The sequence below is a fragment of the Streptomyces sp. NPDC005931 genome (assembly GCF_042871235.1).
Classification (GTDB): Bacteria; Actinomycetota; Actinomycetes; order Streptomycetales; family Streptomycetaceae; genus Streptomyces.
Map to the genome: position 1 here is coordinate 37,460 of NZ_JBIAIG010000024.1, position 16,997 is coordinate 54,456.

The window sequence follows — 16,997 nt, forward strand, 5'->3', positions numbered from 1 at the left end:
GGTGGCGGCGCGCGGGGTCCGCGCGGGCCGCCACCGGGCCGGCCGTGCCGGCCGAACGTCAGGATGTGTGCGGGCAGTTGCCCCGGGACTCCTCGATCGTCAGGCTCGGCCGGGGCAGTGGGCACAGGAACTGCTCGTAGCGGGTGTCGTTGTCGATGAACCGCTTCAGCCACGAGACGCTGTACTTCGCGATCGTCGTGTTGGACGAGTTGGGCGTGAAGTGGGTGGCGTTGTTCAGTTCCAGGTAGGCACGGTCCAGGCCGGACGGCAGTCCCGTGTAAAGGGGTTCGGCATGGCTGGAGACCGGGGCGACCGTGTCGCCGTCCGCGCCGAAGACCAGGGTGGGCGTCCTGACCTCGGGCCAGGTCTTGTCGAGGTTCCAGGGCGTCAGCGGGATCGCGGCCTGGAGCGAGGGCCGGTCCTTGGCCGCCTCGAGGGAGCCGCCACCGCCCATCGAGTGGCCCATGACGCCGAGCCGGCTGCTGTCGATCCGGCCGCGGACCGCGCTGCGCTGGGTGAGGTAGTCCAGCGCGGCGAGCAGCTGGTCACCGCGGGAGGCGGGCTGGTCGAGAGTGGAGTTGGTGTCGATGGTGAAGACGACGAAGCCCTGGGAGGCCAGGCGCGGGCCCAGCCAGGCGATGGACGACTCGTACGCGGTGAAGCCCGGTGAGATCGCGACCGCGCCGAAGGTGCCGTCGGCGGTACTGGTCGGGTAGTGGATGGTGCCTCCGCCGAAGCCGGTGACGGCGAGTGAGGAGACCGAGACCTCCGAGACGGCGTACGGGCCGCGCAGCGCCTCGATGCTGGAGTCGGTCGGCGCCGGGCCGCGCTCGTAGGGATTGTCCGCCGCCTGGGCGCCGGGGCCGGTGAGGGTGGTCAGTCCGACGACCGCGGTGACGGCGGCGGCGAGTCCGGCGAGCCGGCCGCTCCTGCGCCGCCCGGAGCGGGCCGGTCCGCGGTCCCCGGTCGGTCCGGTGGTGGGGGTGGTGTGGGGGTGCTGCTGCACGCGCGTGGTCCTCTCTGTCGCGGCGGGCGGCCCGACCGGCCGGAGCACGGGAGGTGCGGCATGGGATGAGACCGTGCGCCGGCCGGGGGCGCCGCCGATGGGCTGGCGGTGCCACTGTCGGAGAGGGAAGGGCCTGTACGGACCGGCAATGTCACCGGTCTCGTACGACGCACGGCGCGGGCACGGCCGAAAACGGAACCCCGAACTCAGCGTGTGGGGCCGCGGTGCTTAGCCCAGGCGGCACAGGGAAGATGCACCGTACAGCGATGACCCCCTCTACCGCGGAGGCAACGTGGACACCCGTGCCCAGCGGCTTTCTGGTGCGGTCCAGGAGCCGGAAACCCCCCACAGCAGGATCAGGAAGCTGGAGACGAAGGTGACGCAGCTCGAACACGCCGTGGAGTCGCACGCGGTGATCGACCAGGCGATCGGCGTCGTCGTGGCCGTGGGGCGGGTGACTCCCGCCGAGGCCTGGGACGTGCTGCGCGAGACGTCCATGTGCACCAACATCAAGCTGCGCAACGTGGCGGACCTGGTGGTCTCGTACGGACAGACCGGCGAGCTCGCCTGGGACATCCGCGAGGAGCTGGCACGGCGCCTGGCCGACCGGCTCACCGACTGAGGCCGCGCGCACGGGCGCAGCATGTCGTGCCGGAGCGGGGGTAGACGAGCATGCGCGGCGGAAGCACGCGCCCGGTGTGCGGAAGCACGCGCACCGTGTGCCGGAGGTGCCCAGGTGCGGGAGATCCTCACGGCCCCGGGACGGAGCGGGTGCGCCCTGTCGGGTGGGCCCGTCGGCCGAAGGGGCCGGAGGACGAGGGCCGGAGCCCCCGGGCGACCGCGCGGGCTCCGGCCACCCGCACATCGGCGGCCCCCGGCCATACCGGCGACCCGGCCCGACGTCCGGACGGCCGCGCCTGCTACGTCCGCCGGCCCCGGCGCGCCCTCACGCGGCGTCGTAGACGTGGGCCCGGCCGCCGACCCACTTCACCCAGGCCGGGTCGTCCAGCAGTCGTTCGCCCTCCGGGAGCCCCGCGCGGCGCAGGAACTCGACCACGTCGCGGTCGGAGGTGGCGAGCCCGACGATCTCGCCGCGCACCGTCACCCGCCGCCCGCCCGTCCCGAGCGGCGGATGTACGACGATGGGCGCCTTCTTCACCCCTCCAGCATCCGGCCCGCGCGGCGGACCCGCATCCCGGCCACCGCCGTGCCGGACGCCGCACCGGCGGGCCCACCGGTCACCCGCATGGACGCGACGGCGAGCGGGGTCGGCTCGGGCCGTGCTCAGATGGAAGCGGCCTCCATGCCTAGCCGGAGGGAGCTGGGAATGCACGAGATGTGGTGCGGTGCAGACACTTCGGGGGAGCCGGTGTGGCATGTACTGACCGCCGACAAGGCGTCCACGCTGTGCGGGGTGGAGAAGCGGGAGGACGCCCGTCGGCAGCATGCGACGGACCGCCACTGCTTCCCCTGCATGAAGACGTTCCAGACGGTGGTGGAGTCCCGGTGAGGACCCGGGAAAACGGGTACGCGGACGGAGCACGGAGCCGCTCCCGAGGAAGCGGCTGCGTGAGGTGTCGTGGTTCGGAACAGAGCCACGACACCGTGCACATGGTGCGCCCGGGCCGCGCGTCGGGTCGGCGGCTCCCCCGCTGAGTCAGTACCGGCCCCCGACGAGGAGGGCGACGAGCACCAGGACCGCCAGGACGAGCACCGGGACCGCGAGCCATTTCGCCGGTCCCGCCATGAGCCTGGTGGTGGCGGTGGGCCCCGCCGGGTAGCGGTCGGGCCGGGCACCGAGGTCGTGGCGTGCCAGCCCGACAAGGGCGAGGGCGGCCGCGGCAGCGAGCAGGCAGAGCACGAGCGGCGTGAGCACACCGCCGGCTTCGGCGTACTTGCCGAGGGTGATGTCGTTGTTCCCGATCTTTCCCCGTACGACGTCCTCCACCTTCATGCCGACCACGACGATCATGCCGCCGGCGAGGAGGGCGAGGACCAGCCCGGCCGCCGCCAGCGAGGGGGCGCGGACGGAGGTCGCCGCGCCGGCCCGGTGTCCGGCTCCGGAGGAGCCCGTCGCGGGGGTCCGCGGTGCCGGGGGCGGCGTGCCGGCCGGCCGGGGCGGCACCTCGTCGGGGCGGCGCGGGGCACGGGGTGGCGGGGGCGGGGGCTTCCGCGATGGGGGCCCGCTCGTCACCGGCGGCAGGGGCCGCGTCGACTCGGGCGGGGTCGGCGTACGGCGTGGCGACGGAGGAGGAACCTCGGGTGTCGGGGACGGCGAGCCTCGCGGCGGTGCCGGTGCCTCGCCGGCGGGGGCTGCGTCCGGCCCGGACGCCGTGGAGGATCCCGTTCCCCCGGCCGGGGACGAGGGTCGCCTCCCGTGCGGAGGCGGCGACGCGGCCGGTGACGTCGCTGTTCCCTGCCTCGAGGAGCGCGACGCGGTCGGGGAGACCCGGGTCCTGGGCGGCGGGGCACCCGGCGGTCCGGCCGGCACCGCCGTCGTGTCGGACGAAGCACCCTCACGAGCGGCCCGCGAGCCGGAGGCCGACGCACGCGGCGACGGGGAGGCGACCGGGGTCCCTCCCGCCCCCCGGCCCGGTGACGACGCGTCCGGCCCACCGGCGGAGGTGTCCGCACGTCCGCCCGCCGCGGTCGGCGACACCGGCGGGACCCCCGCGTCAGCAGCGGGCGACGGCGAGGGGGACGCACTCGGCGGCGACGATGCCACCGGCTCCCCTCCCGGCCTGTCGGGTGACGGCGTGCCGGGCCCACCCGACGAGGCGTCCGCACGCCCACCGGACGCGGCCGGCGACGTGGGCGGGGACGTGCCCGGCGACGACGTGTCCGGCCGTCCCGGCGAGGAGGCCGCCGGCTCGGCGGCACCCGTCGGCGGGCCCGACGACTCACCCGCGGGAGTGCGTGGCGACGCCGGGGACGCCGCCGGGGCTCCTGCCGAGGAAGCCGGGGAGGGCGCAGCCGGGGTTCCTGCCGGGGAGGCCGACGACGACACGCCCGGTGCACCGGCCGCCGAGCCCGGGGCCGCGGGCGCCATCGCGGCCGGTGACACCGGCTCCTCCCCCGAGCCCCCGGCCGAACCCGAACCCGGCTCCGCTCCGGTCCCGGCGCCGGACCCGGCATCCGCCCCCGGCCCTGCCGGGGCCCCGCTCCCGGGCTCGGCCGCGGGTCCCGCTCCCGCCGGCAGCACCTCCGCCTCCACGTGCAGTACCGCCTCCCCCACGACCCCCTTCAGCACGATGTCACCGCTCGCCGGACCCGGTGACGAGGTGTCGACCCAGACGTCCAGGCCGGCCTCGGACTCCCGGGCCCGCAGTCGTTCGCCCTTGACGTGGGGCGCACAGCTGCGGGCGAGGGGCGGGCCGAGGAGGCACACCGTCCGGTGGGGCGAGGGGGCGTGGTGCGGTACGGGCTCGAAGTCCAGGCGGACGGGGTGGGGATTGATGCCGACCTCGCTCAGGGCCCGGGACGCCTCCTCGGCGACCGCGCGGATGTCCCTGGCCGCCATCACCGCCAGCGCCTCGCGCGCCCCCACGGCGATGGACAGGTCGGGGTTCTCCATCCGGGCGCGCAGCTCCGCGATGGCGCCGCGTCGGGTGTAGATGTCGGGGCTGCCCATGGCGGCCCGGACGTCGTCGGGCACCGGGGAAGGAACGATGCGGCGGCGGTGGCTGCGCGCCAGGTACATGTCCCCCTGCATGTCGACGGTTCTGCTGGGGGTCTGGTTCGGGTTCTGCCGGCGTACGTGGTCGAAGACGTATTCGTACAGCTCGTCCAGGGAAATCCTGCCGTCCTCGTCGAGATCGGCCTCACCGGTCGCCAGGCCCTTGACCACGGCGTGGGTGAACACCGACGGCCGGGGGGCAGACCCCTCGGCGAGAGAAGTCCCCTCGAAGGCGTACTCCATGGAGTTGGACGCCGTGATCACCGCCCAGCCGCGGCCGCCGCCGAGCTTGTCGCCGACGAAGGAGTCGAGGACGTGCACGTCCCCCGCGGCGCGCACGGAGGCCGGTCCCTGGGAGAAGGCGCCGCCGTAACAGCAGTCGAGGAGCAGGACGATGCTGCGGGCGCGGGTCGTGGCCATGCAGCGTCGTACGAAGTCGGCGGCGACGGCGGTCGACGCCAGGCGCCGGGGCAGGGTGTTGTGCGCGGCGAAGTACAGCTCGCCGGCCTCGCTCTTGAGCCCGTGGCAGGAGAAGTGCAGCACGAGGGTGTCGCCGGGCCGGCGGTCGGAGAAGAAGTCGTCGATGCGCATGGAGATGACGTGCGCGGGTTCGTTGCGCATCACCTGCACGTCGAAGTCACCGATGTGCGGGTCGCCCAGGACCTCGGCGAGGGCGACGGCGTCCTGCGCGGGTGCCCTGAGTTTCTTCAGGCCCGGGTCCTGGTAGCTGTCGTTGGCGACGATCAGCGCGTGCCGGGACTCGCCCATGGTCAGGCCCCCGCCTCGGCGTGCCGCCGGACGAACAGGTCGAAGGCCTCGGAGACCTGTTCCTCGGAGGCTTCGGAGATCTCGAGGACGTCGTCGTCCAGGGTGAGGCGCAGCGAGGGCCGCGTGCCGTGGCAGCGGCCCCACCAGTCACGGATCACGGCGACCACCTGGCCCAGACCCGTGGCGGCGCCGCCCAGGGTCACCATGAGGGCGCCGACGGCGGCGACGTCGACGGCCCGTGCACCGGGCGGGGCGTCCTGCTGCGCCGGGACGGCCCGCACGTCGTCCACGTCGAGCTCGAGCAATTCCTCGCGCAGCCGAAAGGTCCGCTGTGCGACTTGTTCGACGTCGGATCCCTCCTCGGAAAGGAGGATCTGCAATTCGTTGTCCACCGGGGCAGCCCCTTTTTGTTCCGTGCTTGAACGGGGCGGCGCGGAGTCGGACCGTCGGTGGCTCCGCGTCTCTTTGTTCCCTATTTTCTTACGCTCCCCGGGCGGCGGCAAATCCGATTCTTTCCTTTCCCTGCGCATTTCACGCTTCAACCACATGGGTCGGGCCCATACCGTCCCCGCACCTCCGTGGTGGTCCACGAACCGGCAGGTCGGCGCGGTGCGGGCGGCCGTCGCCCGGGTGGCCCCCCGCCTCGTGAAGGAGCAGGATGGACAGCAGTGGCACTGGCCGATGCCAGCGGACCCGAGAGCCGCGCGGGCAGTGCGAAGAGGTCGGCCATGACCGTCGCCGTTTCCCCGACGAGGTCCCGCACTCCGGCCGGTCTGCGGCTGGGTGGCATTCGTTCGGGCAACCATCCCTGGAAGATCCGACTCGTCTCGCACGCCGAACGCCGGGAGACGCCGCAATTTCGGGCGGCGAAGAAAGCGGCGAAAAAAATCCTCGCCGAGATGAGCGAGGACCGGCTGCCCTACGGGCCCGGTCCCACCGCGTCCGAGCACTGGGAGATGCATCACGGAGGCAGCCTCTGGGTCAGGGGAACCGGCGGCTGGCGGCTCTACCGCGCACGGGTCGGCGTGGAGTGGAGCATGCAGTTCTGCGCCGCCCCGGAGCGGATCGACCGGTTGCGCCAGGACGCGGCCGAACTCGTGGCCGCCTTTCCCCTCACCCTGCCCGCGCTGGTCGCGCTCGGGTACGAGGAGGCCGAGGACCTGCTGCGCACACCGATCACGGACGCCGACGGGGTCGAGTCGTGGACCGACTCCCTGTTCAACGCCTGCGTTCCGCTGACCCGGGGCAACCACCAGGGGATCCTGCCGAAGGTCCCCGGTGAGCACCACTACCCGTGGCCGATCAAGGGAGCCGACTACTTCCGCTTCGACGACTTCCGGCTGTGGGTGACCCTGCCGGACGGAACGCACGGCGCCGTCACCCCGGTGGACCGCCGAGGTTCGGGCGACGGCCACGTACGCCTGATGCACGTCCCCGAGGGGAGCGCCGCGGCGGACTCCGTGGCACGGGCGCAGGACCTCGGGGTGATGGCGGTGCTGCCACCCAACAGCTCCGCCGCGCTCCAGGCGTTCGCGCAGCAGATCGAACCCGGGCAGCGCACCGCGTCCGGTCCGCTCGCCCCCCGCGCCGCACGCCGCAGCCGTACCCGGCGGCGCACCCACCGGACCCCCTCCGCCTAGGGAGCGGACGTCATGCCGCGCAGGATCGTGATCTGTCTGGACGGTACGGGCAACCAGGTGGGCGCCCGCCACCCCACCAACGTGGTCAAGCTGTACGAGATGCTGACGGCGGACGACCCCGCGCGGCAGTTGCTCTACTACGACCCCGGGGTCGGCACGATGTCGTCCGCCCATGCGCGCGGCCCGGCGGGGCGTTGGGTCTCCCGCGTGTCCGGTCTCGCGTTCGGGACCGGACTGAAGGCCAACCTCACCGAGGCGTACGGCTACCTGATGCGCCACTGGGAGCCGGGAGACCTGGTGTACGTCTTCGGCTTCAGCCGCGGCGCCTACACCGCCCGGGCGCTCGTCGGGATGCTGAACAAGCCGGGGCTCATGCGGCCCGGCTCGGAGAACCTGCTCCCCTACGCGGTGTCCAAGTACGCCTTCAACCAGGACATCAACGAAAGTCACCGGCAGCTGGCGCGGTTCTCGCACGCCTTCTGCCGACCGACCGGCGAGGAGCGGCTGTGGGCCGAGGTCAAGCGCAACGCACCACGTCAGGTGTCGCGTTACGCCCTGCCGATCGCCTATCTGGGGGTCTGGGACACCGTGAAGGCGGCGGGCGTCCTGCGGATGGGCACCCTGCGCTGGCCCTACACCCACCAGTTGCCCAACGCCGCGCGCATCCGGCACGCCGTGTCCCTGGACGAGAAGCGGCGCCCGTACCGCGAGTTCCTGATCAGCCACCGACCGGAGCCGTTGCGGGACACGGCCCAGGAGGCGTGGTTCGCGGGTGTGCACTCGGACGTGGGCGGCACGTTCGAGCACCGCGAGGGCGATCCCCTGCTGTCGACGATCGCGCTGAAGTGGGTCACCGACGGGGTGCTGGCGGACCTGGACTTCCGGCCCGGCGCCTATGAACAGGCGTGCGCGGTGAGCGAGGAGTTCGCCACCGCCCGCGTACACGACAACGGCAGGCTGTGGTTCCTGGCGGGCCGCCGGGGCCGCCCGGTACCCGACGGCGCGCTGCTGCACGCGAGCCTCCGGGTCCGGCGCGAGCGAGACCCCTCGTACCGTCCCGATCTGCCCGGGCCGCAGGACGGCACCGGCCGATGGACCGACCTCGACTGGACCAAACCCGGGACCGTGGCGGATCGTTGAGACCGGTTCACTGCGTCAGTGGCAGTGGTGGCCGTCGGCGGCGGACGCCGGGGCGTGGCCGGGGCCGCCGGGATCCGTCCCCGTCCGGCAGAAGCAGGACGCCTCGACGGGTACGTCCGCCAGCGCGGCCGCCGTCCTCAGCTGCTGGGCCACGATCGCGGCCTCACCGGTCCTGCCCATGCGGGTCAGGCACTCGTGCAGACCGTGCAGCGCCCAGACGTTGCCAGGGTGTTGCAGCGCGCGGGGCAGGGTGTCGTCGAGGCCGAGGTCGGCGCGGTAGACCGCCTCGGCCTCCGCGACGCGGCCCTGTTCCAGCAGCAGCGCGCCATGGGCGTGCCGGGTCGGCTGCATCCATCCCCAGGGTTCGTCGTAGGGGAGGTTGTCGTCCAGTGCCACGGACCGCTCCAGCGCGGCGAAGGCGGCGTCGAAGTCGCCCTTGCGATAGGCGAGTTCGCCGTCCAGCATGGCCGAGGCGACGGTCAGGACGTCCCGGCAGGTGTTGTTGAACAGCGTCCGCGACTCGGGGACCCGGTCCACGGCCTCGCGGAACCTCGTCCGCTCGGCCTGGGCCCGGTCCACGGCGCCGGTCGCCGAGAGGGCGACGCCACGGGCGTAATGCAGCATGGCGGTGGTGACGCAGTGGAGGTCCGGGTCGGCGGGGAACGGCAGGTCCAGGATGTCGTCCCAGCGGCCGAAGCGGATCAGCACGTGCACGCGCATGGCGAGGAACCCCTCGAGCCAGTCGGCCATCGGCGGGCTCTGCACGCGCAGCAGTTCCTCCGGGATGGCGGCCTCCAGTCGCGCGGCGGCGTCGAGGGCGGTGCGGGACTGGCCGAGGAACATCGCGCCGTAGATCTTGAAGTGGTGGTTGTGGGCCCGGTAGAGGGTGTAGAAGTTCATGGCCCCGGCGCGCTCGAGGTACTTGTCGTCGGCGGCGATCGCCGCCGTATTGTCGGACACCACCCTGCGGTAGTCGCCGCACAGCACCTCCAGGTGCGAGGGCATGTGCAGCAGATGCCCGGCGTCGGGGACGGCACCGCGCAGCCGGTCGGCGACGGACAGGGCCGCTTCCGGCGTGGGGGACATCTCCATCAGGTGGATGTACAGGTGCAGTACTCCGGGGTGGTGGGCGCCGGCATCGGTGGCGAGCGCGGCGTCGAGGACGGCCTTGGCCTCCAGGGTGCGGGCGCCCTCGGCGGGCCGGCCGGTCCCGAGGTCCCACAGCTGCCAGGGGGTGAGATTCATCAGGGCGTCGGCGCAGAGCGCGGCGACGTCGGGGTCGTCGCGCGCCTCGTCGTACACCGCGCGCATCCGGTCTGCGTAGGGCTCGTTCCACACCGAGCAGTCCTCGACCGCCCGCGCCCGGGGGTAGCGGGCCCGCAGCGCTGAGACGAGGGCCTGTTCGACGGGGGTGGCGTGCGCGGCGAGCTGGTGAGCCCGTTCCACCGCGGTGTGCGTGCGCGCGACGGTACCGGCCAGTTCCTCGGCGTCGAAGGCGTCCCAGGGCTTGTTGTAGTTCGGGCCGAGGGCGTAGGCGATGCCCCAGTGGGCCATGGCACACTCCGGGTCGGCTGCGGCGGCGCGCTCGAAGCAGGCGACCGCCTCCTCGTGGTGGAAGGCGTAGGTCCACACGAGCCCCCGGTCGAACCAGAGTTGCGCTTCGCGGGATGAGGTCGTCACGGGCCGGCCGTGGGTGCCGAGGTCGTAGTAGTCGTCCATGGCGTCTCCCGGAACAGGGTCGGAGGCGGCGACGGCCGCACCGTCGGCCTCCCGCGGCGGGTGTCCGGCCGCGGGGGACGAAACCGACGATAGCGGGGCACACGCCGCCGCGCGTGAAGCCGGCCGCTTCTCTCCTCCCCGACCGGCCCGCCCGCCGGTCTGCTCACACGCTGGTCAGGAGCTGTGGGGACAGCACCTTGATCATGGTGGTGGTCCAGCGCATCTGCCGAAGGGTCTGCGGATGGCAGGCGGAGGCCAGCCCCAGCAGCCTCGCGTCCCGGGTGGCCTGTGCCGCCTGCGCGAGCATGTCCCAGTACAGGGAGTTGCGGGCGGCGGCCAGATGCAGGTCGCGCAGGTCGTGCAGGAGCAGCAGTCCCGCCTCGGGGCGCCGGCCGAGCGCCTCGGACGCCTTCTCGCGCAGCGCGCCGAGCATCCCGGGCAAGGGACGGGCGCGGGGGCCGGACAGGTCGAGCCCGTGGTCGTGGCCCACCTCGGCGATGCGCGTGGCGTGCTCTCGGGACCAGCCGGCCACGTCGGTGGCGACGTGGTGGAACTCGTGGTCGGTGCGGTGGCGGGCAGCGGCGGTCAGCAGATCCTGTTCCAGGTCCCGTTCGCCGTCGTGCAGCGCGTGCAGGGTGGTGGCGATGCCCGTCATGTCCCGCTCCCCGTCGTGGCGTCCGTCTCCGCGGTCCCGGGGTGCGCCGCGCGGCGGGCGACCAGGGTGACGCGGGCCGCCGCGGTCTTGAACAGGGGTTGCTTGGAGACCGGGTCCCAGTCGGTGATCGTGGTCTCGTTGGCGGCGCGCCCGGGGGTGTCGTCGGGGGGCCGGTGGCCGGCGGGTGTGTCCCAGTAACCGTAGTGGAACGGCACGAACACCACGCCGTCACGGACGGCGGTGGTGCGCAGTCGGGCCCTGATCGCTCCGCGCGCGGTGTCGACCCGGATCAGGTCGCCGTCGGACAGGCCCTGCCTGGCCGCCTCGGCGGGGGAGATCTCCGCCCAGACGTCGGGGGCGGCGGCGTCGAGCTCGGGGGCGCGGCCGGTCTTGGTGCGGGTGTGGAAGTGGTAGACGGTGCGGCCGGTGATCAGCTGGAGGGGGTACTCGGCGGAGCTGTCCTCGTGCGGCGGCAGGTATCCGACCGCCTTGATGACGGCCTTGCCGTCCGGGTTGAGGGAGCGGTACTCGACCGGGTCGACGGTGGCGCCGGTCACCAGGTCCTTGCCGTAGCTCTCGCACCGGTCGGGGTGGGCGAAGGTGATGCCGTCGGTGTAGAGGCGGGCGGTGCCGTCGGGGGTGTCGGCGGTGCAGGGCCACTGGACGCCGCTGCCGCCGCGCAGTCGGTCGTAGCTCAGGCCGGTGTAGTCGCAGGGGCGTCCGGCACTGCACCGCTGCCACGCGGCGAACGCCGTCTCCGGGTCGTGCCAGCCGATCAGCGGGGCGCCGTCCTTGTCGCGGAAGTCCATCCGGGCGGCGAAGTCGAGGAAGATGCCGAGGTCGGACCGTGCCTCGCCGGGCGGTTCGACGGCCTTCTCCGACAGGTGCACGGTGCGGTCGGTGTTGGTGAAGGTGCCGGTCTTCTCGCCCCAGGTCGCGGCGGGCAGCACCACGTCGGCGAGTTGGGCGGTCTCGGTGAGGAACAGGTCCTGCACGACGACGAACAGGCGTTCCTGGGCGAGGATGGCGCGGATGCGGGAGAGTTCGGGCAGGGACACGGCCGGGTTGGTGCCGGTGATCCACAGCATCCGGATCGAACCCTGCTCGGCGTAGCGGAGGATCTGCATCGCGTGGGTGGGCGGGCCGTAGTGCGGGATGCGCTCCGGCTCCACGTTCCACACCTCGGCGAGTTCGGCCACGTGGTGGTCGTTCTGCCAGTTGCGGAAGCCGGGCAGGTCCCCGTTCGCGCCGCATTCGCGGGTGTTCTCGGCGCTGGGCTGGCCGTTCATCTGGAGTACGCCGCAGCCGGGACGGCCCAGCATGCCCCGGATCAGGTGCAGGTTGTTGACCTGGACGGCGGCCGCGGTGGCCTGGTGGGACTGGTAGACGCCCTGGAGCACCGTGGACAGCAGCCGTCGCGCGCCGCCGAGGATCTCCGCCGCCCGCTCGATCTGCGCGGCGGGGACGTCGCAGATCTCCGCGGCCCAGCGCGGGGTGCACGGCTCGACGCGGGCGGCCAGTTCGTCGAAGCCGACGGTGTGCGCCTCGATGTGGCCACGGTCGATCCGGCCGGTGCGGACGAGCTCGTGCAGCAGGGCGTTGAGCAGCGCCACGTTGGTGCCGGGGCGCGGTGCCAGGTGCACGTCGGCGCGGCGGGCGACGGGGGTGAAGCGCGGGTCCACACAGATCAGGCGGGGCGGGTCGGATCCCTCCAGGCGGTCCAGGATGCGCATCCACAGCACCGTCTGGGTCTCCGCCACGTTGTGCCCGAACAGGGCGATGGTGTCGGCGTGGTCGACGTCCTCGTACGAGCCGGGCTGTCCGTCGCAGCCGAAGCTCTCCTTCAGCGCCTCGGCGGCCGTCGCCGTGCACAGGCGGGTGTTGCCGTCGAGGTGATGGGTGCCGATGCCGGCGCGGGCGAGGACGGTGAGGGTGTAGTACTCCTCGAGGAAGAGCTGCCCGGTGGTGTAGAAGCCGACGGATCCGGGGCCGCTCTCGTCGAGCAGCGCCCCGGTGCGGGAGGTGATCCGGTCCATGGCGGTGTCCCAGTCCGACTGCACCAGGCGGCCGTTCTCGCGCACGAGGGGCCGGGTCAGCCGGTCCGGTGAGTGGTTGGCCTGCCAGCCGTAGAGGTCCTTGGGGCCGAGCCGGCCGCGGTTGACCCGGTCGCACTCGCGGCCCCGTACGCCCACGATGCGGCCCTGCCGCACCGCGATGTCCATCGCGTCCCCGTTGGAGTGCAGCAGGGATGCGGACTGCACCCACCGCTCCACGTCCTCCTCGGTGACCCCCTCCGCCAGCCGTGTGTCCGTCCGGGCGGGCCAGCGGGTGCCGGAGGCGTACGGGGTGCGCTCACCCCAGGGGTCCTCGATCCGGTCCGCCGAGCTGTTCACGATGCCACCTCCCGCACGGGGAACGACTCCGCCCGGCGAGTACCCCGTCCCCGTGGCCCCATCCGTCACGTTGAGCGATCGCGCACACACGGACGGATACCCCTGGTAACCGGCGGTGGTGTCGGTTGGCGGCGGGTTCGCCAACGGGCTGGCACGGCTCTCGTGGTGCTCCCTAGGATGTACTCCCGGTCCAGCCGGTCGAGTTGGCGCGGTCACATTGCAGGGGGAACGATGCACACCGGTAAGCAACTGTCCACCGAGATCGACGCAACCGTGCCGACGGCCGCCCGTATGTACGACTACTACCTGGGCGGCAAGGACAACTACGCGGCCGACCGCGCCGCGACCGAGGAACTCGACAAGGTGGTGCCGAGCACCCGTCGTCTGGCACTGAACAACCGGCGCTTCCTCCAGCGCGTGGTGCGCACCCTCACGCAGGAGTTCGGCATCCGCCAGTACCTCGACCACGGCTCCGGCCTGCCCACCCAGGAGAACGTCCACCAGGTCGCCCAGCGCATCGACCCGACCACCCACGTGGTCTACGTCGACAACGACCCGATGGTGCTGGTCCACGGCCGCGCCCTGCTGGAGCAGGACGACCGCACGGTGGTCATCCAGGCCGACCTGCGCGACACCGACGGGATCTTCGAACACCCCGAGACGCAGCGCCTGATCGACTTCTCCGAGCCGGTGTGCGTGCTGTTCAACTCGGTGTTCCACTGCATCCCGGACAGCGACACCGATGGTCCGCTCGCCGTGGCGCGCCGGGTCCGCGAACGGCTCGCGCCGGGCAGCTTCATGGTGATGTGCCAGTTGGTCAGCGACGATGCCGGGGTGCGTGACTTCGTCACCGACTTCATGGACAAGGCGACGCAGGGGCACTGGGGCCGGGTGCGCGAGGAGAAGGACGTCACGTCCTACTTCGAGGGCCTGGAGATCCTGGAGCCGGGCCTGGTGGAGGTGTCCACCTGGCGTCCCGACAACGAGGTCGTGCCGCGTCAGCTCTCCGACGAGTGGATCGAGTTCGGCGGCGTGGGCCGGATCCCGCTGTAGGTGTCACCGCCGGTCACGGCAACGCCCCCTCCCGGGACCATCGGGGTCCCGCGCGGGGCGTCCGGCGGTGGCCGCGGCGAACGGGCACGCCGTGAGCCGCCGGGTTCAGGGCTCCGGGTAGCGCTCGTCCATGGTCCTGCGCAGCAGTTCCAGGGAGTCGCGGGGCTTGAGGGCCTCGTCGGCGAGGCGGTCGAGAGCGATCCGGTACTCCTCGGTCTCGTCGCGGTCCTCGAGGAAGTTGGCGCTCCTGATGTGCTCCAGGTAGACCACGTCGGGCAGGTCGAGGCCGCCGAAGCGCAGATACGTCACCGGGATGGCGGGTGCGGAGGCGTTGGTGACGCCGAGCGGCACGATCTGCACCGTGACGTTGGGCCGCTCGGCCATCCGCACCAGGTGCGCGAGCTGTTCGCGCATCACCCCGGCGCTGCCCAGGACGCGCAGCAGGATCGACTCGTCGAGAATCGCCCACAGCTGCGGCGCCCCCTGCCGGGTCAGCAGTTCGGCGCGGCGCATGCGCAGTTCGACGCGGCGCTGCACCTCGCCGGCGGGGGCGCTGGGCAGGCCGCGTTCCACGACGGCGCGGGTGTAGGCGGCCGTCTGGAGCAGACCGGGCACGTACTGGATCTCAAAGGTGCGGATGGTGGCGGCCGCCTCCTGCAGTCCGACCAGCCGGTCGAACCACTCGGGCATCAGCCGCTTGTCGTACCGCTGCCACCAGCCCGGCTCCCCGGCCCGCTGGAGCAGTTTGAGCAGCACCGAGGCTTCGTAGTCGTCGGTGCGGTAGAGCTGCAGCAGGGCGCGCACATCGTTCTCGGACGGCGGGCGGCGGCCCTTGCCGGACTCGATGCGGGACAGCTTCGCCGCACTGAAACCGACGGCGCGCGCCGCCTGGTCCTGCGCGAGCCCGGCGTCCTCGCGGAAGCCTGCCAGCTGCACACCGACGAGCATCTTCAGCAACGTCGGAGCCGGCTCGGGCCTGTCCAGATAGGGTTCCAGACGGGAGATGCGATGCGACGCGGCGGACATCCTGACTCCCAGCAGACCGGCACAAGGGTGAGTAACACTATCGCACCTGCCCGGTACGCCTCGCACCCGCGCCCGAAAAAGCCGTGCCCACGTGGCGAGTTGGGCTCCGCTTCGGCGGCGGAGGGCACCCGGGGGTGCGGGCCCGGGGGCGAACCCCCGGGCGGGACGTCATACCAGGTGGTCGAACTCGCCGTCCTTCGCTCCGGCCAGGAACGCCGCGAGTTCGGCCGCCGTGTAGACCAGCGCGGGACCGTCGGGATCACGGGAGTTGCGCACCGCGACGGCTCCGTCGACCAGCGGGGCCACCTCCACACAGTTGCCCTCGGCGTTGCTGTGCCGGCTCTTTACCCAGCGGACGTCCAACGCGCTCGCCCGCACTCCGTTCCGCACTCCTGGCACCGCAGTCTCCTTGCTGTTCACATGTCCCGCCGCGCACCGGGCCCGGCCGTTCGCCCGGGGTGGCACGAGCCCTGTCGGTCGCACTCGCCCACCCCGAGTTTCCGCGCAATTTCCCGTGCAATTGCACGCGAGCGCTGTCAGCGTGGATAATAGCTGCGGCGTCAACCCCCTTGTTGGCGCCGGTACCTGACGTCGCATCGGGGAGATGCCGTGTCATCACCTGCGCATTCCGTGCTCCGGCCGCCGACCGCGCCCACGGCACGGGCGGGTGGCCCCGGCACGGCCGGTGTCGCCCCCCTCTCGGCGGCGCTGGTCATCGAGTGCAGCCGGGAGGGCCTGGCCAGGGCCCGGTCCTTCACGCGCGAGACGCTGCGCGCCTGGTCGCTCGACCACTGCTGCGACGACACGATCCTCGTCGTCACCGAACTCGCCGCCAACGCCGCCCTGCACGCGGCACCGCGGTGTGCGGGTGCGCCGCCCGTCCGGCTCGGCCTCGTGCTGGCCCCGGCCCACTTGCTGCTCACCGTCTCCGACCCCGACGACCGTCCGCCCGTGTACGCACCCGGCACCGGCTCCTGCCTCCAGGAGCACGGCCGGGGGCTGCACATCGTCGACGCCCTGTCCGAGGCGTGGGGCTGGGCCCCCGCTCCCCCGGTGGGCAAGACGGTGTGGGCCCGGTTGTCGACCCGCCCGTCCACCTGACACACGACCGCCGCGGAAAGGCACCCATCGCCATGCGCAGCGCTTCGACGGAACAGCCGAACAGCGAGCGCCCCGTGCGCCACGCGCCCCCGACCGGGCGCCCGGCATCCGCCACCCATCCGGCGAGGTACACACCCCTCGCGGGACTGTCCCGCGTGCCCTGGGCCGACATCCAGGACTCCACCGGATCGGCCGCGGCCATCCCCCTGCTGCTCAACAGCATCGCCTGGGGGGACGCCGACTCCGCCCGGTCCGCCCTGGAGGACCTGCGCAAACGGATCTGCCAGTACGGCTTCGTGGTGGAGCAGGCGACCGCCACGACGGTCCCCTTCCTGTGGGAGCTGGCCCAGCTGCCGCACGTGACCTGCCGGGCCCGGATCATCCAGCTGCTGAAGAACATCGCCGACGCCCGGCAGTGGGAGTCCACCGCCGCGGCGTACCCGAAGCTGCTCAGTCGACGCGAGAACCCGGTGGTCTGGGAGCGCGCGGCCCGCCAGGCAGTACGCGCCCGGCGCGGCGAGCTGAACCGGCTGATGGCCGAGCAGGACACGGAGATCGCCCTGGCCACCACGGAACTGGCCCGGGCGCTGTCGGAGTGAGGTTTCCGGGGCGAGCTCCGGATTGAACCGCTCACGAGAGGCGTGCGGTGTCTCGGGGGAGACGTCGCGCGCGGGGGGCGGGGGGAGGGGGGAGGGTCGGGCGCGGGGCCCCCGGGGGGGGCGCCCCCGCCCCCCCCGCGGGGGGGGGGGGGGGGCCCCCCCCCCCCCCCCCCCGGGGCCCCGGGGGGGCCCCGGGGGGTGGGCCCCGGCCCCCGGGGGCC

At 72.9% G+C, this 16,997-nt stretch carries 16 protein-coding genes; 7 read left to right on the forward strand and 9 right to left on the reverse strand.

The window, feature by feature from the left end; genetic code table 11:
* Positions 1-58: 58 nt before the first annotated feature.
* A complete protein-coding gene (locus ACFYOV_RS32265; RefSeq protein WP_389093948.1) occupies positions 59-1,006 on the reverse strand; it encodes an alpha/beta hydrolase in 948 nt (315 codons plus the stop codon).
* Positions 1,007-1,298: 292 nt separating this feature from the next.
* On the opposite strand from ACFYOV_RS32265, the gene ACFYOV_RS32270 reads away from it, so the two are divergent.
* Positions 1,299-1,628, forward strand: coding sequence for an ANTAR domain-containing protein (locus tag ACFYOV_RS32270; protein ID WP_389093950.1), 330 nt, complete (start codon positions 1,299-1,301; stop codon positions 1,626-1,628).
* Between the two features lie 324 nt (positions 1,629-1,952).
* Here the strand turns inward: ACFYOV_RS32270 and ACFYOV_RS32275 are convergent, their stop codons facing one another.
* Entirely contained in the window at positions 1,953-2,165 is a 213-nt protein-coding gene (locus tag ACFYOV_RS32275; RefSeq protein ID WP_389093952.1) for a hypothetical protein, read from the reverse strand.
* A 168-nt stretch (positions 2,166-2,333) separates the two neighbouring features.
* Between ACFYOV_RS32275 and ACFYOV_RS32280 the strand changes: the two genes are divergently transcribed.
* A complete protein-coding gene (locus tag ACFYOV_RS32280; protein WP_389093954.1) occupies positions 2,334-2,516 on the forward strand; it encodes a hypothetical protein in 183 nt (60 codons plus the stop codon).
* 147 nt (positions 2,517-2,663) lie between these two features.
* On the opposite strand, the gene ACFYOV_RS32285 is transcribed toward ACFYOV_RS32280, so the two are convergent.
* Together ACFYOV_RS32285 and ACFYOV_RS32290 are read right to left on the reverse strand one after the other, a co-directional pair.
* A complete protein-coding gene (locus ACFYOV_RS32285) occupies positions 2,664-5,450 on the reverse strand; it encodes a caspase family protein (RefSeq protein WP_389093956.1) in 2,787 nt (928 codons plus the stop codon).
* A gap of 2 nt (positions 5,451-5,452) precedes the next feature.
* Complete coding sequence (locus ACFYOV_RS32290) at positions 5,453-5,842, reverse strand: hypothetical protein (protein ID WP_389093958.1); 390 nt, start codon at positions 5,840-5,842, stop codon at positions 5,453-5,455.
* Between the two features lie 336 nt (positions 5,843-6,178).
* On the opposite strand from ACFYOV_RS32290, the gene ACFYOV_RS32295 reads away from it, so the two are divergent.
* Positions 6,179-7,090 (forward strand): DUF6424 family protein, encoded by a 912-nt coding sequence (locus tag ACFYOV_RS32295; protein WP_389093960.1) that lies wholly within the window; start codon positions 6,179-6,181, stop codon positions 7,088-7,090.
* A gap of 12 nt (positions 7,091-7,102) precedes the next feature.
* Positions 7,103-8,230: a DUF2235 domain-containing protein gene (locus ACFYOV_RS32300; protein ID WP_389093962.1), complete on the forward strand. Its 1,128-nt coding sequence runs from the start codon at positions 7,103-7,105 to the stop codon at positions 8,228-8,230.
* 15 nt (positions 8,231-8,245) lie between these two features.
* Here the strand turns inward: ACFYOV_RS32300 and ACFYOV_RS32305 are convergent, their stop codons facing one another.
* The 3 genes from ACFYOV_RS32305 to ACFYOV_RS32315 all read right to left on the reverse strand — a co-directional run bounded on the left by ACFYOV_RS32305 (position 8,246) and on the right by ACFYOV_RS32315 (position 12,997).
* A complete protein-coding gene (locus ACFYOV_RS32305; RefSeq protein WP_389093964.1) occupies positions 8,246-9,949 on the reverse strand; it encodes a hypothetical protein in 1,704 nt (567 codons plus the stop codon).
* A gap of 163 nt (positions 9,950-10,112) precedes the next feature.
* The gene (locus ACFYOV_RS32310) at positions 10,113-10,604 is read right to left on the reverse strand and encodes a hypothetical protein (RefSeq protein WP_389093966.1); all 492 of its coding nucleotides are present in this window, start codon (positions 10,602-10,604) and stop codon (positions 10,113-10,115) included.
* Complete coding sequence (locus tag ACFYOV_RS32315) at positions 10,601-12,997, reverse strand: molybdopterin oxidoreductase family protein (RefSeq protein WP_389093968.1); 2,397 nt, start codon at positions 12,995-12,997, stop codon at positions 10,601-10,603. Before ACFYOV_RS32315 ends, ACFYOV_RS32310 begins: the two co-directional genes overlap by 4 nt.
* A gap of 231 nt (positions 12,998-13,228) precedes the next feature.
* Here ACFYOV_RS32315 and ACFYOV_RS32320 point away from each other — a divergent pair, with 231 nt between their 5' ends.
* A complete protein-coding gene (locus tag ACFYOV_RS32320) occupies positions 13,229-14,050 on the forward strand; it encodes an SAM-dependent methyltransferase (protein WP_389093970.1) in 822 nt (273 codons plus the stop codon).
* Positions 14,051-14,155: 105 nt separating this feature from the next.
* Here ACFYOV_RS32320 and ACFYOV_RS32325 read toward each other — a convergent pair whose 3' ends face one another.
* On the reverse strand, positions 14,156-15,076 hold the full coding sequence (locus tag ACFYOV_RS32325) for a helix-turn-helix domain-containing protein (RefSeq protein ID WP_389093972.1): 921 nt from the start codon (positions 15,074-15,076) through the stop codon (positions 14,156-14,158).
* Positions 15,077-15,244: 168 nt separating this feature from the next.
* On the reverse strand, positions 15,245-15,475 hold the full coding sequence (locus ACFYOV_RS32330) for a DUF397 domain-containing protein (RefSeq protein WP_389093973.1): 231 nt from the start codon (positions 15,473-15,475) through the stop codon (positions 15,245-15,247).
* A 210-nt stretch (positions 15,476-15,685) separates the two neighbouring features.
* Between ACFYOV_RS32330 and ACFYOV_RS32335 the strand changes: the two genes are divergently transcribed.
* Positions 15,686-16,177 carry an ATP-binding protein gene (locus tag ACFYOV_RS32335; RefSeq protein WP_389093975.1) on the forward strand — a complete coding sequence of 164 codons (492 nt, stop codon included), beginning with the start codon at positions 15,686-15,688 and terminating at the stop codon, positions 16,175-16,177.
* A gap of 32 nt (positions 16,178-16,209) precedes the next feature.
* Complete coding sequence (locus ACFYOV_RS32340) at positions 16,210-16,776, forward strand: hypothetical protein (protein WP_389093977.1); 567 nt, start codon at positions 16,210-16,212, stop codon at positions 16,774-16,776.
* Positions 16,777-16,997: the final 221 nt, after the last annotated feature.

Coding starts and splice junctions, on each gene's coding strand:
- ACFYOV_RS32280 (WP_389093954.1), top strand. CDS start 2,334: ATGCACGAGATGTGGTGCGGTGCAGACACTTCGGGGGAGCCGGTGTGG.
- ACFYOV_RS32325 (WP_389093972.1), bottom strand. CDS start 15,076: ATGTCCGCCGCGTCGCATCGCATCTCCCGTCTGGAACCCTATCTGGAC.
- ACFYOV_RS32320 (WP_389093970.1), top strand. CDS start 13,229: ATGCACACCGGTAAGCAACTGTCCACCGAGATCGACGCAACCGTGCCG.
- ACFYOV_RS32305 (WP_389093964.1), bottom strand. CDS start 9,949: ATGGACGACTACTACGACCTCGGCACCCACGGCCGGCCCGTGACGACC.
- ACFYOV_RS32310 (WP_389093966.1), bottom strand. CDS start 10,604: ATGACGGGCATCGCCACCACCCTGCACGCGCTGCACGACGGCGAACGG.
- ACFYOV_RS32300 (WP_389093962.1), top strand. CDS start 7,103: ATGCCGCGCAGGATCGTGATCTGTCTGGACGGTACGGGCAACCAGGTG.
- ACFYOV_RS32340 (WP_389093977.1), top strand. CDS start 16,210: ATGCGCAGCGCTTCGACGGAACAGCCGAACAGCGAGCGCCCCGTGCGC.
- ACFYOV_RS32295 (WP_389093960.1), top strand. CDS start 6,179: ATGACCGTCGCCGTTTCCCCGACGAGGTCCCGCACTCCGGCCGGTCTG.
- ACFYOV_RS32285 (WP_389093956.1), bottom strand. CDS start 5,450: ATGGGCGAGTCCCGGCACGCGCTGATCGTCGCCAACGACAGCTACCAG.